Source organism: Acinetobacter dispersus, from assembly GCF_009884975.1.
GTDB classification, from domain to species: domain Bacteria; phylum Pseudomonadota; class Gammaproteobacteria; order Pseudomonadales; family Moraxellaceae; genus Acinetobacter; species Acinetobacter dispersus.
Genome location: NZ_CP041970.1, coordinates 2168084 through 2182214 on the forward strand (window position 1 = coordinate 2168084; position 14131 = coordinate 2182214).

At 40.6% G+C, this 14131-nt stretch carries 12 protein-coding genes and 4 tRNA genes; 13 read left to right on the forward strand and 3 right to left on the reverse strand.

Translation table 11 applies throughout. From position 1 onward, the window contains the following. Positions 1-84 precede the first annotated feature (84 nt). Positions 85-1977: a DNA primase gene (locus FPL17_RS09880; RefSeq protein WP_078197493.1), complete on the forward strand. Its 1893-nt coding sequence runs from the start codon at positions 85-87 to the stop codon at positions 1975-1977. A gap of 47 nt (positions 1978-2024) precedes the next feature. Here the strand turns inward: FPL17_RS09880 and FPL17_RS09885 are convergent, their stop codons facing one another. Together FPL17_RS09885 and hemA are read right to left on the reverse strand one after the other, a co-directional pair. Further along, positions 2025-3317 (reverse strand): YadA C-terminal domain-containing protein, encoded by a 1293-nt coding sequence (locus FPL17_RS09885; protein WP_159886836.1) that lies wholly within the window; start codon positions 3315-3317, stop codon positions 2025-2027. A gap of 182 nt (positions 3318-3499) precedes the next feature. Beyond that, a complete protein-coding gene (gene hemA, locus FPL17_RS09890; RefSeq protein ID WP_005190999.1) occupies positions 3500-4783 on the reverse strand; it encodes a glutamyl-tRNA reductase in 1284 nt (427 codons plus the stop codon). Positions 4784-4862: 79 nt separating this feature from the next. Here hemA and FPL17_RS09895 point away from each other — a divergent pair, with 79 nt between their 5' ends. From FPL17_RS09895 to FPL17_RS09950, 12 genes are all read left to right on the forward strand, one after another. Continuing rightward, complete coding sequence (locus FPL17_RS09895) at positions 4863-6581, forward strand: tetratricopeptide repeat protein (RefSeq protein WP_151716564.1); 1719 nt, start codon at positions 4863-4865, stop codon at positions 6579-6581. 4 nt (positions 6582-6585) lie between these two features. After that, a complete protein-coding gene (gene lolB / locus FPL17_RS09900; RefSeq protein ID WP_005191003.1) occupies positions 6586-7167 on the forward strand; it encodes a lipoprotein insertase outer membrane protein LolB in 582 nt (193 codons plus the stop codon). Between the two features lie 14 nt (positions 7168-7181). After that, a complete protein-coding gene (ispE, locus tag FPL17_RS09905; protein WP_159884814.1) occupies positions 7182-8015 on the forward strand; it encodes a 4-(cytidine 5'-diphospho)-2-C-methyl-D-erythritol kinase in 834 nt (277 codons plus the stop codon). Continuing rightward, positions 8014-8088: transfer RNA gene (locus FPL17_RS09910), tRNA-Gln, on the forward strand. The genes ispE and FPL17_RS09910 overlap by 2 nt, the downstream gene beginning before the upstream one ends. A gap of 29 nt (positions 8089-8117) precedes the next feature. Further along, a tRNA-Gln gene (locus FPL17_RS09915) sits at positions 8118-8192 on the forward strand. Positions 8193-8210: 18 nt separating this feature from the next. Further along, positions 8211-8285, forward strand: a tRNA-Gln gene (locus FPL17_RS09920). 85 nt (positions 8286-8370) lie between these two features. Continuing rightward, positions 8371-8445, forward strand: a tRNA-Gln gene (locus FPL17_RS09925). Between the two features lie 37 nt (positions 8446-8482). After that, complete coding sequence (locus FPL17_RS09930; protein ID WP_005151027.1) at positions 8483-9436, forward strand: ribose-phosphate pyrophosphokinase; 954 nt, start codon at positions 8483-8485, stop codon at positions 9434-9436. Positions 9437-9533: 97 nt separating this feature from the next. Continuing rightward, entirely contained in the window at positions 9534-9830 is a 297-nt protein-coding gene (gene rplY / locus FPL17_RS09935; RefSeq protein WP_004663523.1) for a 50S ribosomal protein L25, read from the forward strand. A 19-nt stretch (positions 9831-9849) separates the two neighbouring features. After that, positions 9850-10431, forward strand: a complete 582-nt coding sequence (pth, locus tag FPL17_RS09940; RefSeq protein ID WP_005191009.1) for an aminoacyl-tRNA hydrolase — start codon at positions 9850-9852, stop codon at positions 10429-10431. A gap of 139 nt (positions 10432-10570) precedes the next feature. Further along, on the forward strand, positions 10571-10951 hold the full coding sequence (panD, locus tag FPL17_RS09945) for an aspartate 1-decarboxylase (RefSeq protein WP_004655255.1): 381 nt from the start codon (positions 10571-10573) through the stop codon (positions 10949-10951). A 187-nt stretch (positions 10952-11138) separates the two neighbouring features. Further along, positions 11139-12929 carry a patatin-like phospholipase family protein gene (locus FPL17_RS09950; protein WP_159884816.1) on the forward strand — a complete coding sequence of 597 codons (1791 nt, stop codon included), beginning with the start codon at positions 11139-11141 and terminating at the stop codon, positions 12927-12929. A 1-nt stretch (position 12930) separates the two neighbouring features. On the opposite strand, the gene FPL17_RS09955 is transcribed toward FPL17_RS09950, so the two are convergent. Then, positions 12931-14121 (reverse strand): hypothetical protein, encoded by a 1191-nt coding sequence (locus FPL17_RS09955; RefSeq protein ID WP_159884818.1) that lies wholly within the window; start codon positions 14119-14121, stop codon positions 12931-12933. Between the last annotated feature and the right edge of the window lie 10 nt (positions 14122-14131).

The window sequence follows — 14131 nt, forward strand, 5'->3', positions numbered from 1 at the left end:
TGTTTTTCATTTTATGCAACAATGATTTCTGACATTTTTGCCGAGCAAGAATGTTCTCTCCCTGTTTTAGATGGTTAAACACGCATGGCTATTCCACAACATACGATTGATCAAATCCTAGATCGAACCGACATTGTCGATTTGATCGGTCAGCGTGTGAAGTTAAAAAAGACGGGGCGAACCTATTCGGGTTGCTGTCCTTTCCATCAGGAAAAGTCACCCTCATTCCATGTTTATCGAGATAAGCAGTACTATCATTGTTTCGGTTGCCAAGCCAATGGTAATGCCATTCGCTTTTTGATGGACATTGACAGTCGTAACTTTGTCGATGTAATGAAAGATTTATCTAATCAGACAGGCATCGAATTACCCAAAGATAATCACGACAATAAAAAACTTTCTTATAAGCGTAGTCCCCAACAGGCTACAGCTACGCAAAAACCACAACCACAGCAAGAGCAGCCAATCGCACCAGCCCAGTCCCAGTCTATTCATGAAGCACTGGACGATCATTTTGTCGATATGGATCGCTTTATAGATGATCCTTTTGCACAGTTTGACCCTTCATTCAATATTGAAGAGCAGGTACAAGAAGGCAACCTTTATGACCTATTGGAAAATGTTGCCCAATTTTATGAACGTCAACTCCCCAATAGCCAGAAAGCACAAAACTATTTCAAACAACGTGGTTTATCTGCACAGACCATTCAATTTTGGCGTTTAGGTTATGCGCCAGAAGATTGGCAACATTTAGAAAAAGCCTTCCCACAAGATATTGAAGGTTTAAAACAAATCGGCCTTATTCGTTCTAGTGACAGTGGCCGAGACTTTGACTTATTGCGTGAACGAGTGATCTTTCCAATTCGCGATCATAAAGGTCGAGTAGTTGGCTTCGGTGGCCGTGCTTTAAACGATGAGATCAAACCCAAATATATCAACTCTCCTGATTCAGAAGTATTCCATAAAAATCAATTGCTTTATGGCCTATATGAAGGGCGTAAACTCAAGGCCAATGACTGGTTCATGGTTGAAGGTTATATGGATGTGATTGCCTTACAGCAATATGGCATTAATGGTGCAGTCGCCACACTTGGCACAGCCAGTAACGCAGATCATTTAACCACGCTATTTAAACAAAACTCTCGAATCACCATCGCTTTTGATGGTGATGCTGCAGGGCAGAAAGCAGCACGACGTACTTTAGAAATTGCGCTTCCGCTACTCAATGATGGTCGTGAGTTAAAATTCTTTGTGCTTCCCAATGAACACGATCCAGACTCTTTAATCCGTCGCGAAGGCTTAGAGAATTTCCAAAAACTATTACAGCAAGCACCGTTATTATCAGACTTCGTATTTGCACATCTGACTGGGCAACATGATATTAGTTCGCCTGAAGGCAAAAGTCTGGTCATGGGCGAACTGCGCGAATTGACTGAACTATTACCTAAACATGGCTCATTCCGTTATTTGTTAACGCAGTCTTTTCGTGAAAAGCTTGGTCTCGGAAAACGTTTCACCCCACAAATCAGCCATGATGCCTCTTTATCATTTAATATCCAGACCAAAGATGAAGACTTTGCGGTTGCAATCTTAATGCATCACCCCTTCCTGTATATTCATTTTGAAGAATTACGCGCGGTGATTGATCAAAATGAACTCTTGGCGAAGATTTTAGCTGCACTGAATATTGTGTTTGATGATCTGCCAGATGATCAGGAACTCGCGACCTATTATGTACTCGGCGCCTGTAGCAGTTATAGTCATGAATTGGCTGATATTATGCAACGCACCAATATTCAGGCCTTAACCCAAGCACCAGAAGTTGCTGATAAACTTGCGAAGGAATATGCCTTGGGGTTACAAGAGAAATATTTGCGCCTAAAGCTCAAATCACCCATTTCTTTGATTGAATCACGTAATTTACGTCAACAATTGAATGAATTGACCAAACAGATTAGTTTACGTTTATTGTCTTAAAAAAATCTCTCGTGAAACGAGAGATTTTTTTATCCTAACTGATTGAATTACCATTGATATCCAATAGCAGCAGAACCACCAAAATCACCCTGTGTATTACCTGTACCTGCCAGCTTATAAATAACTTTATTATCTTCTGAGATTCCACTCATTCCAATTGCAAATCCTTGTTGACCTTTCCAAGTCCCAGTACCAGCACTTACCATGCTATAACCAGCATTACTGGGTTGTGGTAAAGATGCTGTTGCAAGGCTTGCTGCGGTAGCTGCATAAGAGTCCTTCTTAAAAGATTGCAAATCTTCATTTAAGCGATCAACACGTAAATCCGTATAAGATTTGGAATTATTTAAAACATTAATACTTGCTCTTTCCATTTCAGAACGAATCGTGGTAGCTGTCTCAGTCGTATTTTTATACGCTCGCGCTAAAGTTTCTTTATCACCATCCTGCATCGCTTTATTTACTTTAGCAGTTTCTGCTTTATTTTCATCACGCAAAGTTTTTGTAGCACTATCTGTATATGACTTGGAATTATTTAAAACAGTTGTATCTGCTTTTTCCATGTCTAAACGAATCGTTGCCGCTATCTCTGCAGTATTTTTATTTGCTAAGGCTAAAGTTTCTTTATCACCATCTCGTATTGCTTTATTTACTTTTACAAATTCCACTTTATTCTCATCACGTAAAGTTTTTGCAGTGTTATCAGTATAAGCTTTCGCATCAGCTAAATTTTTTGTTGAAGCTGAGTTCAATTGTTTTAAATTAACCGCCTGATTATCTTCTGTAGCATCAGCCAAAGAAGAGATATTCGTTCCTTGTAAATCTATATTTTTTGCATTTAAACGTCCCGTTACTTCTAATGACTGAGTTCTCTGATTTTCACTGTTTAAGAACTTCACATAGATGTCATTACTAACAATGTTCCCTGAAACATTTCCTCTTATTGTGCCGTTAACTTCCAAATTTTTTGTAATAATTTTTTCACCGACAACTAAATCATCACTTATATGACTATAGCCTTTTAGATATAAATTAGCCTTGCCAGTGTTCTGCTCTGAAATTTCTAACAGTGTGTTGTTATTGTTATCCGTCATACGTATATTATCAGCATTCAATTCTGTTGCCTTTAATTCTCCCATAACGGTAGATGTGCCATAAATATAGCTCTCTCCTCGCATGTAGAAATAAGCATCTTCTGCAGCCCCCGCTGAAATTGAAGCTACCACTGCACCATACGGACTCTTAACTTGAAGATTCTCAGTTACAACATCTTCGGCATGAATATGTGTATTTAAAAATGAGATTATCGACAGAGTTAATATTTGATGTTTTAGTTTCATTATATATTTCTTTCTTAAAGTAATTTTTTTCAGATGCATAAAATACTTCTATTCTATCTGCCATGCAAATAAAATATAAATCGTCATTTACTCTAAAAAGTTATTTAATTAATATCAAACTAAGATAAATAATTTTTACTTATAAATTAAAATTAATTATTAAATCCAACTAAAAAATAGCCCTACTGTCTCGGTTTACGCTCATGTTCAAACACATCTTGTAGATGTTGTTGCAGCCATTCAAAGTAATCTGGATTTTCCGCTTTTGCCGCTTCTCTGAGTAAAATTGAGGTTGGGTGCATTAGCTTTTGGGTTAAACGATGTGCAAACTCTTGCAGTACCTGTTCAGCTGAATTTCCATGTTGCAAAGACTCTAGCGCATGTGACAACTCTTTTTGGCTTACTTCTTCACTATGCTGGCGATACGCTTGAATTGTACCACTCGCCTCTTTTACTTTTTGCTGAGTCATCAATTGAGTTGCCAATTGATTGACCATGATTTCAGCTTCAACAGCAGCTTGACGACGTTGTGCTAAATTTTCATCAATTACGCTTTGCAAATCATCAACGCCATACAAATAGACGTTATCTAACGATTCAACTTTGGGATCAATATCACGTGGAACCGCTAAATCGACCAATAGCATTTGTTGGTAACGGCGTTTTTTTAAAGCAACTTTAACGTCAGCATATCCAATCACTTGATGCAAACTACCTGTACAACTTGAGATAACATCTGCTCTATGCAAATTTTGTGCAAGTTCTGCAAAAGGAATGATTTCCACATCGACTTGATGGGCAATTTCTTGTGCCAGAATATCTGCACGTTCACGACTACGGTTACAAATCAATATCTTCGCCACACCCATTTCTGCTAGATGTTTAGCGACAAGACTATTCATCTCACCGGCTGCAACCACCATAACGGTTAATTTTTCAGGACGACTAAATACTTGCGATGCCAGCTGAGCAACCGCATAACCCATTGAAACTGCATGACTTCCAACAGATGTCTCTGAACGAACCCGTTTTGCAGCATAAAATGCATATTCAAAAACACTATTTAATTCAGGCGAAACAGTTTCTGCATCTTTAGACAGCGCTAATGCACTTTTAACTTGCCCTAAAATTTGTGGCTCACCCAACATCAACGAGTCTAAACCACTGGCAACACGCATTAAATGTGTAACAGCTTGAGCATTCTCGTAACGATAAACATGATGAATTAACTGTTTTACATCAATATTATTCACTTGGGCCAACCAATTCAGAACACTATCCGCATCCTCTGTCATGGCATACACTTCGGTGCGATTGCAGGTTGATACAACCACCAAATCATTCAGTGATGAACCTTGGTTTTGTTCAAGCAATAGCGCAGCTAACCGCTCTGCATTGAAAGCGATTTGTTCACGAAGTTCAACAGAAGCTGTTTGATGGTTGACACCCAATGCAAAGAAAGACATATCAGATCATCATTTCGCTAAATTTATGTTATTGTGCAACATCGGTGTCATAAAAAGCATTACTTTGGATCAATAAAAATTGCGTCAGCTATATCGCCGTACCCTTTTTAGCGGCAAGACGATTAGACGGTATTCTACCACAATCTTGTTGTTAGGTAGCATGAGCTCTTATGTCTCTGCACAAGCAATACACGACATGTATGCAGATAACAGCTTTGAACATGCGCTTCAACAAAGCATGATTGCCGAATTTTCTCTTGCTTATGATGATATTGCAACCGCGCTACACAACTATACTGTACTTGCGATTCGAAGCAACTCAACCACAATTAAGCAACGCGCGTTAGATATCGCTTTAGAATATAATGACTTACAGTCAGCTTTAGACATTGCAACACATTGGGTTGAACAAGAACCAAAAGATGTTCCAGCTTTATTTTATTTGTCACATATTGCATTAAAAACACATGAGTATGAACTCGCAGCAAAGACTCTAGATAAAATTTTAAATATCGACCCGACTGCTGATCTTGAAGAGATTTTAGCGGGGATTGCACCTGAACAAGCACAAGATCGTGAGATTCTGCTCAATGCACTTCGAGCAAGCGCAGAAAGAAACAACCCTTCCATTTTGGCTCTCATTGCGGGTTTAGAAGCACAAGATGGCTTGTACGAACAAGCACTGAATAATATTAATCGCGCATTACGCAAACGCTCTAAATCGACCAGCTTTATTTTAATGAAAGCTAACTTATTGATGGCTTTACGTGATGATGAAGAAACGAAAAATTGGTTTGAAAAAGCCAGCCGAAAAAATAAAAATAATATTGATATTCGAATGGCTGAAGCACGTTATTACATTCAAATCAATCAGCAACAAGAAGCTTTGGATAAACTTGAAAGCATCATTAAAGATCACCCTAAAGCTGAAGAAGCCCTTTTTATCGCAGGCTTAACCAGTATCGATTTAAAGCAGTATGAAAAAGCTGAGCAATATCTAGTCGAATTACGCTCATCTGCGAAATATCAAAATGAAGCTTATTATTACCTTGCGATCAATGCACAACGTAAACAACATTATGAAACTGCAAAAGCCTACTATCGCTTGGTTGACGGTAGTTTATATATCGTTTCACGTCGCAATATGATCGCAATTTTTGAAAAACAGGGACAACTCAATGATGCACTGCGCTTTTTAACGCAAGAACGAGTCAACTATCCACAGCATGCCAGTTTCTTATATCAAGCGCAGGCCGATATTTTAAAGAAAATGGACAATAAAAAAGCAGCTTTGGCCTTATTGGATGAAGCGATTAAGAGCCTTCCTGATGATCCCGAATTGATTTATGCCGAAGTATTATTACTTGACCCATATACCGATCGAGATAAATTAGACAAAACTTTAAAACAGCTCTTAACGATTGAACCAAATAGTCCGACCTATCTAAATGCTTATGCCTACACATTGGCACTGCAAAACCGTCGTCTCAAAGAGGCACGAAAATACGCAGAATTGGCACTGGATTTCGCGCCTGAACAGGCCTCTATCCTCGACACATTAGGTTATATCGCCTTCTTGCAAAATGATTTTGATACCGCATCCAAAGTCCTAGGCCAAGCGTATTCACTAAGTGAGAATGTCAATATTGGTATTCGTTATGCCAAAGCCCTATATATGCAAGGCGCACTCACGCAATTTAGCGAGGTGTTACAGCAATTGAAACAAAAACATGCCAATGCCCCACAATTACAACAACTTGATAGCTTAATCTTACCCATCACCGTAAAAAAGAGTTAAATCCATGCGCTTGTTTTCAAAATTGTGCATCACTGTATGTAGTAGTAGCGTTCTATTTTTGACAGGCTGCCAACACTTAAGCCAACCAAATAAAGTAATTGCATCACCACAAATTCAAGATGAAAATAATTTTAGCTTACAAGGCAAAATTGGTGTCCGTACACCACAACAATCAGGCAGTGCTTTTTTTACATGGGTACAGCAACAAGAGCAATTCGATATTGAACTCACAGGAATTTTAGGTGTAGGCAAGACCCAAATTGAAGGCAAACCAGGTGAAGTGACGTTAAACAGTGCCAAAACCGGTCTAATTACAGCTGCTACACCTGAAGAATTACTAGAGAAAGCCACAGGTTGGCAAGCGCCGATTATGCATCTCGCTTATTGGGTACAAGCCAAACCAGCGACCTCAAATGCACAAGTGAATAAAGATGAAAATAATCGTCTAAAGCAATTGGTTGAAGATGGTTGGACGGTTGATTTTAGTTATAACGATGGTCAAACCCTTCCCAATAAGCTTTTGTTGAAGCAAGCACTTGCCGATGACAAAGAAAATCGTATTACAATGGTGATTCAAAACCGATAATTTAGATTGTTTTTATGATTAGAGTGCCTTCCCCTGCTAAATTGAACTTGTTTTTGCATATCACAGGTCGTCGTGAAAATGGTTATCATGAATTACAGACTATTTTTCAACTGATTGATCTATATGACTGGATGAATTTTGAACAAAATCCAGAACAAATCATTCAAATTAAAGGTCTAAGCGAAGTTAAACTTGAACATAATTTAATCTATCGTGCAGCACAATTATTACGCCCGCATGCAAAACAACCATGTGGGCTAAATATCAGCATTGAAAAAAATATTCCAATGGGTGCTGGTCTCGGTGGTGGTTCATCCAATGCAGCAACCACACTGATTGTACTGAATCAGCTTTGGCAATGCGGCTTAAATGAACAGCAATTAGCCGATTATGGCGTACAGCTTGGGGCGGATGTTCCGATCTTTGTTTTAGGTCGTAATGCATGGGCAGAAGGGATCGGTGAACATTTATCATTCATAGACTTAGCTCAAAAAAAATTCATAATTTTAAAACCTGACTGTTTTATCAGCACTCAACAGCTTTTTTCGCAAAAAACATTGACAAGAGATTCTAAGATCACTACATTTTGCGCCTATCAGTTAGAACCTTCTAATTTTGGAAATAACTTTGAACCTCTGGCTCGACAGTTATACCCTGAAGTAGAAGAAGCAATGCAATATTTAGATCAGTTTGGTCTAGCAAAGCTTACAGGTACAGGTGCTTGTGTTTTTATTGAAGTAACCGATGAAATGAACGTAGAGCAAATTTTGCAAAACTCACCTTGTAAATCTTACTTGGTTAACAGTTTAGCAGAATCACCTTTAAGACATTTTTCAGTTACATGTTAGGGGCGTCGCCAAGTGGTAAGGCACCGGGTTTTGATCTCGGCATCCGTTGGTTCGAATCCAGCCGCCCCTGCCAATTTTCATCTGTAGATATATGTAATATTTAGGGGCGTCGCCAAGTGGTAAGGCACCGGGTTTTGATCTCGGCATCCGTTGGTTCGAATCCAGCCGCCCCTGCCATTACATATCATCAAATTTAGGGGCGTCGCCAAGTGGTAAGGCACCGGGTTTTGATCTCGGCATCCGTTGGTTCGAATCCAGCCGCCCCTGCCATATATTAAGACAGACTTGTTTTATATTGATATTTGATCAAATATATTGACATTATCATCTAAAACCTTTAAAGTTCTGCCGCATTAGGGGCGTCGCCAAGTGGTAAGGCACCGGGTTTTGATCTCGGCATCCGTTGGTTCGAATCCAGCCGCCCCTGCCATCCAAATTCATTATAAGCCAACCGCCAAGGGTGCTTCATGCCCAATCTTGTCGTTTTTAGTGGAAGTGCTCATCCACATTTCGCTCAAAAAGTCGTAAGCCATTTACATATTCCTTTAGGTGCTGCTTCTGTAAGCAAGTTCTCTGATGGTGAAATTTCAGTTGAAATTACTGAGAATGTTCGTGGTAAAGACGTTTTTATCGTCCAGTCTACCTGTGCGCCGACCAATGATAACCTAATGGAAATCTTGGTTATGGCTGATGCTTTGCGTCGTGCAAGTGCTGGTCGTATCACTGCTGTTATTCCTTATTTCGGTTATGCACGCCAAGATCGTCGTCCACGTTCTGCTCGTGTACCAATTACAGCGAAAGTTGTTGCAGATATGCTCACAACCGTTGGAATTGACCGTGTTGTAATGATTGACTTACACGCAGACCAAATTCAAGGTTTCTTCGATATTCCTGTTGACAACATTTACGGAACGCCAGCGTTACTTGCTGACTTGCGTCAACAACAACATCATAACCTCGTGGTGGTTTCACCTGACGTAGGTGGTGTTGTTCGTGCCCGTGCTGTTGCTAAACAAATGGGTGATATCGACTTAGCTATCATCGATAAACGTCGCCAAAAAGCAAATGAATCACAAGTGATGCATTTGATTGGTGATGTAAATGATCGTGACTGTGTCATTGTCGATGACATGGTTGATACGGCAGGTACGCTTTGCAAAGCGGCCGATGCACTAAAACAATTTGGTGCTCGTCGTGTTGTTGCTTATGCAACTCACCCTGTTTTATCTGGCAAAGCCATTGAAAACCTTCGTAACTCTGTGATTGATGAACTTGTTGTTACCGACACGATTCCTCTTTCAGATGAAGCATTGAGCTTAGGCAAAATTCGCCAAGTTTCTGTTGCTAGCATGGTTGCTGAAACAATTCGTCGTATCAATAACGAAGAATCTATTAGCGCAATGTTCGATAGTTATCTATAATAGCCCAGCTTTTTTTCTTAAACCCTAGCTCGCTAAGGTTTTTCTATCACTAAACTGGTCGCAAGTTTAGTTACTCAAACTCAATGAGGATATGCCCATGGCAAACTTCGTATTAAACGCTCAAGCACGTGAAGTAGCACAACAAGGGAAAGGTTCGAGCCGCCGCCTTCGTCACGCTGCTCAAATCCCAGCAATCATCTACGGTGGTAGCGCTGAGCCTGTAGCAGTTACTTTAGAGCTTCGTGAAATTGTTAAAGCTTTAGAAAACAACGCTTTCTTCGAAGAAGTTATCGAAATCAAAATCGGTGATAAAGTTGAAAACGTTAAAATCCAAGCGTTACAACGTCACCCTGCTAAAAACACGCCTATGCACGCTGACTTCAAACGCGCATAAGTGTTAAAGGCGTAAATTAGTGTCAAATATTTCGCTAATTGTTGGTTTGGGCAACCCTGGAAAGGAATATGCCCAAACCCGCCATAATGCAGGTTTCTGGTTCGTTGAACAGCTTGCAGATCGTTATGGCATTTCTTTAAAAGCTGATCCTAAATTTCATGGATACAGTGGTCGTGGCCAAATTGAAGGTCATGATGTACGTTTATTACTCCCTACCACTTTTATGAACCGTTCTGGTCAAAGTGTTGTTCCTTTCTCTAAATTTTATCAAGTTGCACCAGAATCAATCCTGATTGCGCATGATGAACTGGATATGGATCCTGGTGTTATTCGTTTGAAAACAGGTGGCGGACATGGTGGACACAATGGTCTTCGTGATATCGTTCCTCATATCGGCGCTAACTTCCACCGTTTAAGAATTGGAATTGGGCATCCAGGCGCTAAAGAACGCGTTTCTGGTCATGTGCTTGGCAAAGCGCCTAGCAGTGAACAAGCTTTAATGGACGCCGCAATTGATCATGCCTTAGCTAAAGTGAAAATGCTTGTTGATGGACAAGTTTCACAAGCCATGAATCAAATTAACGCTTACAAACCCGCATAAACTGAATTGTTGATCAATCACACTTGCCATATTGCATTTTTAAGCGCAAAATGCGCATCGAACCGCCTGTAGCCCGCGGAAAACGTGACAAGTCAACCATAAGATATTCATCTTAGGTCTTACTCAGGAGACGCTAGCCATGCTATCTCGTTTATTAAAATGTAAAATTCACCGTGCAGTTGTGACTCATGCAGAGCTTCATTATGAAGGTTCTTGTGCAATTGATGGCGTATTAATGGACTTAGCAGGGATTCGTGAATACGAAGAAATCCACGTATGGAACGTAACTAACGGCAAACGCTTCACAACTTATGCAATTCGTGGTGAAGATGACTCAGGCATTATCTCAGTCAATGGTGGCGCTGCACATCAAGCTGATGTTGGTGATTTAGTGATTATTGCGACCTTCGGTGACTTTACTGAAGTAGAAGCGAATCTTCACAAACCACGCCTCGTTTACGCAAATCCAGACAATACCGTGAATCACACAGCCAACTGTATTCCTGTGCAAATTGCATAAGCAATAAAACAGATTCCGAAAAAGCCAGTCAATATGAACTGGCTTTTTTATTGTGAGAAATTTCCAAATCACCCTCTCTTAAAAATACAAAAACACTGAGAAATAACCCCAAGTTTTACTTAACCCAACTTGTAAAACGGTGCTAGGCCTTATTCAATAAATAGACAATAACGATAATTTGAAAAATATGGATATTCTTAATATTCTCTGCAAAGTCAGTCTCTTTGCAGAATTAGATCATACGACGCTAGAGAGCTTGGTCCCCTATTGCCATATTCGTCATCTGCAAACAGGACAACAGCTGTATTGTGCTCATGATATTGCTGATCATGTCTATATTGTTGCTTACGGTCGAGTAAAGCTCACCAGCTCAGCGGGTTTACTCACTTATTATGGCCGAAACGAAATTGTTGGTGAAACAGGTGTCATTTCTAACCAACCACATCACTGTACGGTCAATGCCATTCGAGATACTGCATTATTGGGTATTCCCCAGCAACAGTTCTTAGATTTTATCCACCAATATCCAAAAGTTTTGTTTGCACTGTCTCGTTTGATCATTCATCGTTCCCAACCTGAGCAACAACTCACCCATGCAATGGGACATAGTCGAACCCTCTCTGTCATTCCTGTTTCAACACATATTCCAGCTACTCATCTGGCAGAAAAACTCACCGAACATTTACAACGTTGGCCTCATGCACGTTTAGTCACTGCAGCACATGTAGATGCGCTATTTGGTTCTGGGTTTAGCCAAACTCCACTGGATTACAGCACTGAAGATTTACAACTACGCCAATGGCTTGCCAACCTAGAAGAAAAACATTGCTATGTACTTTATGCCGCCAATAATAGTGAAGATGAATGGTCAAAACGTTGCTTACATCAAGCCGATCGGATTCTCATCCTTGCTGAAGCCAATCAAACACCGACACAAACACCGCTATCTCATGTGCTCAATCAACATGAGTGGCAAAGCCCAATTGAATTAGTACTATTGCGTTCCGAAGGTGACCCTTCCCCACATACCCTGATTTGGAAACAACTGTACCATGCTCGCGCCCACTACTTTATTCACCCTTGGGCTCAAGCTGATATCTGTGCCGTTGCCCGCCAAATCTCCAGTCAAGGGGTTGGTTTAGTGCTGGGTGGCGGTGGTGCACGTGGTTTTGCCCATATTGGTTTAATTCGAGCACTGGAACAACTACATATTCCGATTGATATTGTTGGTGGTACCAGTATGGGCGCATTTGTGGCAGCCCTTGTCGCCTGTGGCTTTGATAGCGTGGAAATGACTCATATTGCTTACGAAACCTTTGTAGCGCGTAATTATCTCAATGATTACACCATGCCACGCGTTTCCCTCATTCGAGGACAAAGGTTCCATACTCGCCTGCATGCCATCTTTGGACATCGACGAATCGAAGAGCTCAGACAAACCTATTATTGTATTTCGACCAACCTCACCACAGGTCAAGCCGTGATTCATGATCAAGGTGAACTTGCGACTTGGGTCGGCACCAGTATGAGTGTACCTGGTGTGGCACCTCCCGTGGCTTGGCATGAAAACCTGCTCTGCGATGGAGGAGTAATTAATAACCTCCCCACAGATGTCATGCAAAATTTAGAAAGAGGTACCATTATTGCCAGTAATGTGAGTCTGCATGATGATATTCGAGTACCAGGCATTGGCTTGGATGAACCTGATCAAAGTGCCTTACTCAATTGGAATAAAATCATTAAAGATAAATTGCTTCATGCGCCAAGACTGGCAGAAATCTTAATGCGGACGGCAACCCTCGCCAGCGATACCATGATTCAGACCGCGGCCATTGAACGTGCAAATTTACATATTCGCATGCCCATTGAAGGCATTGGCATGTTTGACTGGCATAAATTAGATACCTTGGTAGAACGTGGTTATGAGCATGCTTTAGAAACCTTGCTTCCAATCCGAGAGACTTTACCAAACGTTTAGTTTAACCAAGCCACGCTGTCACCGATGATTGAATTTGGTAGCGATCCAACAAACCATCTAGATATTGATAAGTTTCAGGGTCTAATTGCTGCATATAACCATCCAAAATACGATGGCATTGTTGCTGCTTTTCAACTGGCATACGTCGCATAATGTCAAATGTGACCTCCCATTGTGAACGTAGCAATGAGGCATAGGCAATATGATGTAATACATCCTCATCGATCTGGGCAATGGCTGCTGCCACCGTCTGTCTTGCTTCATCTTGCATATAATTGACGATCACCAACATATCTGCCCATAAATCACAACGATCAGCAGCTTCAACAATACTTTGAATAATTTCAACTTGTCTCAAAGCAGGTAGATTTGCCACAAAATTTTGTGCTTGTGGAGATAAGCACGCCACCACAGGCAACATATCCTCCCAAAGCTGGTCTTCCTGTGTCGCTTGAATAATTGCATTCACGACGGATTCCCCTTGCTGAACCGCCAAATCACCCAGTTCCTGTTTCAGACCATAACTAATATAACTCATTAAAGCCAAAACTTTAGGCCATACCAGCCGTTGGGTTGGATCACCAACAATCAATAAGGCTTGCTCAATGCGCTCTTTTGGCAGTACATGCACCAAATGATCAATCTGCTCACGAGATTCTATATAAAATGCAATTTCTAGCAGATCACTTTCACTTTCAACGATCTGTGCAACATCCAATAAAACAGTATCAGATAACATACTGACAAAACGCCCAATCGTTACAAAGTCCCGTTGCAGTAATAAAACTTGAGTAATATCGGTAATCTGATGTGTGGTGAGATAGCCAAGTAGTTCTCTTGCCAGCCGTGGATCTAAATAAACAGCAATTGCAGCTATGGTTTTTGCAGGTAAATGCTTAGCAATTCGATAAGAACTTTCCGTAGACAAATACACTGCAATTTGTGCCACGATAAAAGGGTCCAAGAAGTGCTTTACCATAAAAATACTGATCCAGCGCGGCAACCAATTGACCCATGTCGCTAAATAACGAAAACGCTTTTTTTGCTGATTCTGTAAGCGCTCTAATATCGCAAAACGGAACTGCCTTAAACTCTCAGGTGCCAAAGACTGAATAAATGCTAATTCTTGCTCTGAAACCTTCAAAATACGAGCGAGCTTAATAATCTCTGCCTGTACTGCAAGTCGAGTCATCGTATCCCCT

Excerpts from the sequence above, each read along its gene's own strand:
- FPL17_RS09880 (WP_078197493.1), top strand. The coding sequence starts at position 85 with ATGGCTATTCCACAACATACGATTGATCAAATCCTAGATCGAACCGAC.
- FPL17_RS09885 (WP_159886836.1), bottom strand. The coding sequence starts at position 3,317 with ATGAAACTAAAACATCAAATATTAACTCTGTCGATAATCTCATTTTTA.
- hemA (WP_005190999.1), bottom strand. The coding sequence starts at position 4,783 with ATGTCTTTCTTTGCATTGGGTGTCAACCATCAAACAGCTTCTGTTGAA.
- lolB (WP_005191003.1), top strand. The coding sequence starts at position 6,586 with ATGCGCTTGTTTTCAAAATTGTGCATCACTGTATGTAGTAGTAGCGTT.
- ispE (WP_159884814.1), top strand. The coding sequence starts at position 7,182 with ATGATTAGAGTGCCTTCCCCTGCTAAATTGAACTTGTTTTTGCATATC.
- FPL17_RS09930 (WP_005151027.1), top strand. The coding sequence starts at position 8,483 with ATGCCCAATCTTGTCGTTTTTAGTGGAAGTGCTCATCCACATTTCGCT.
- rplY (WP_004663523.1), top strand. The coding sequence starts at position 9,534 with ATGGCAAACTTCGTATTAAACGCTCAAGCACGTGAAGTAGCACAACAA.
- panD (WP_004655255.1), top strand. The coding sequence starts at position 10,571 with ATGCTATCTCGTTTATTAAAATGTAAAATTCACCGTGCAGTTGTGACT.
- FPL17_RS09950 (WP_159884816.1), top strand. The coding sequence starts at position 11,139 with ATGGATATTCTTAATATTCTCTGCAAAGTCAGTCTCTTTGCAGAATTA.
- FPL17_RS09955 (WP_159884818.1), bottom strand. The coding sequence starts at position 14,121 with ATGACTCGACTTGCAGTACAGGCAGAGATTATTAAGCTCGCTCGTATT.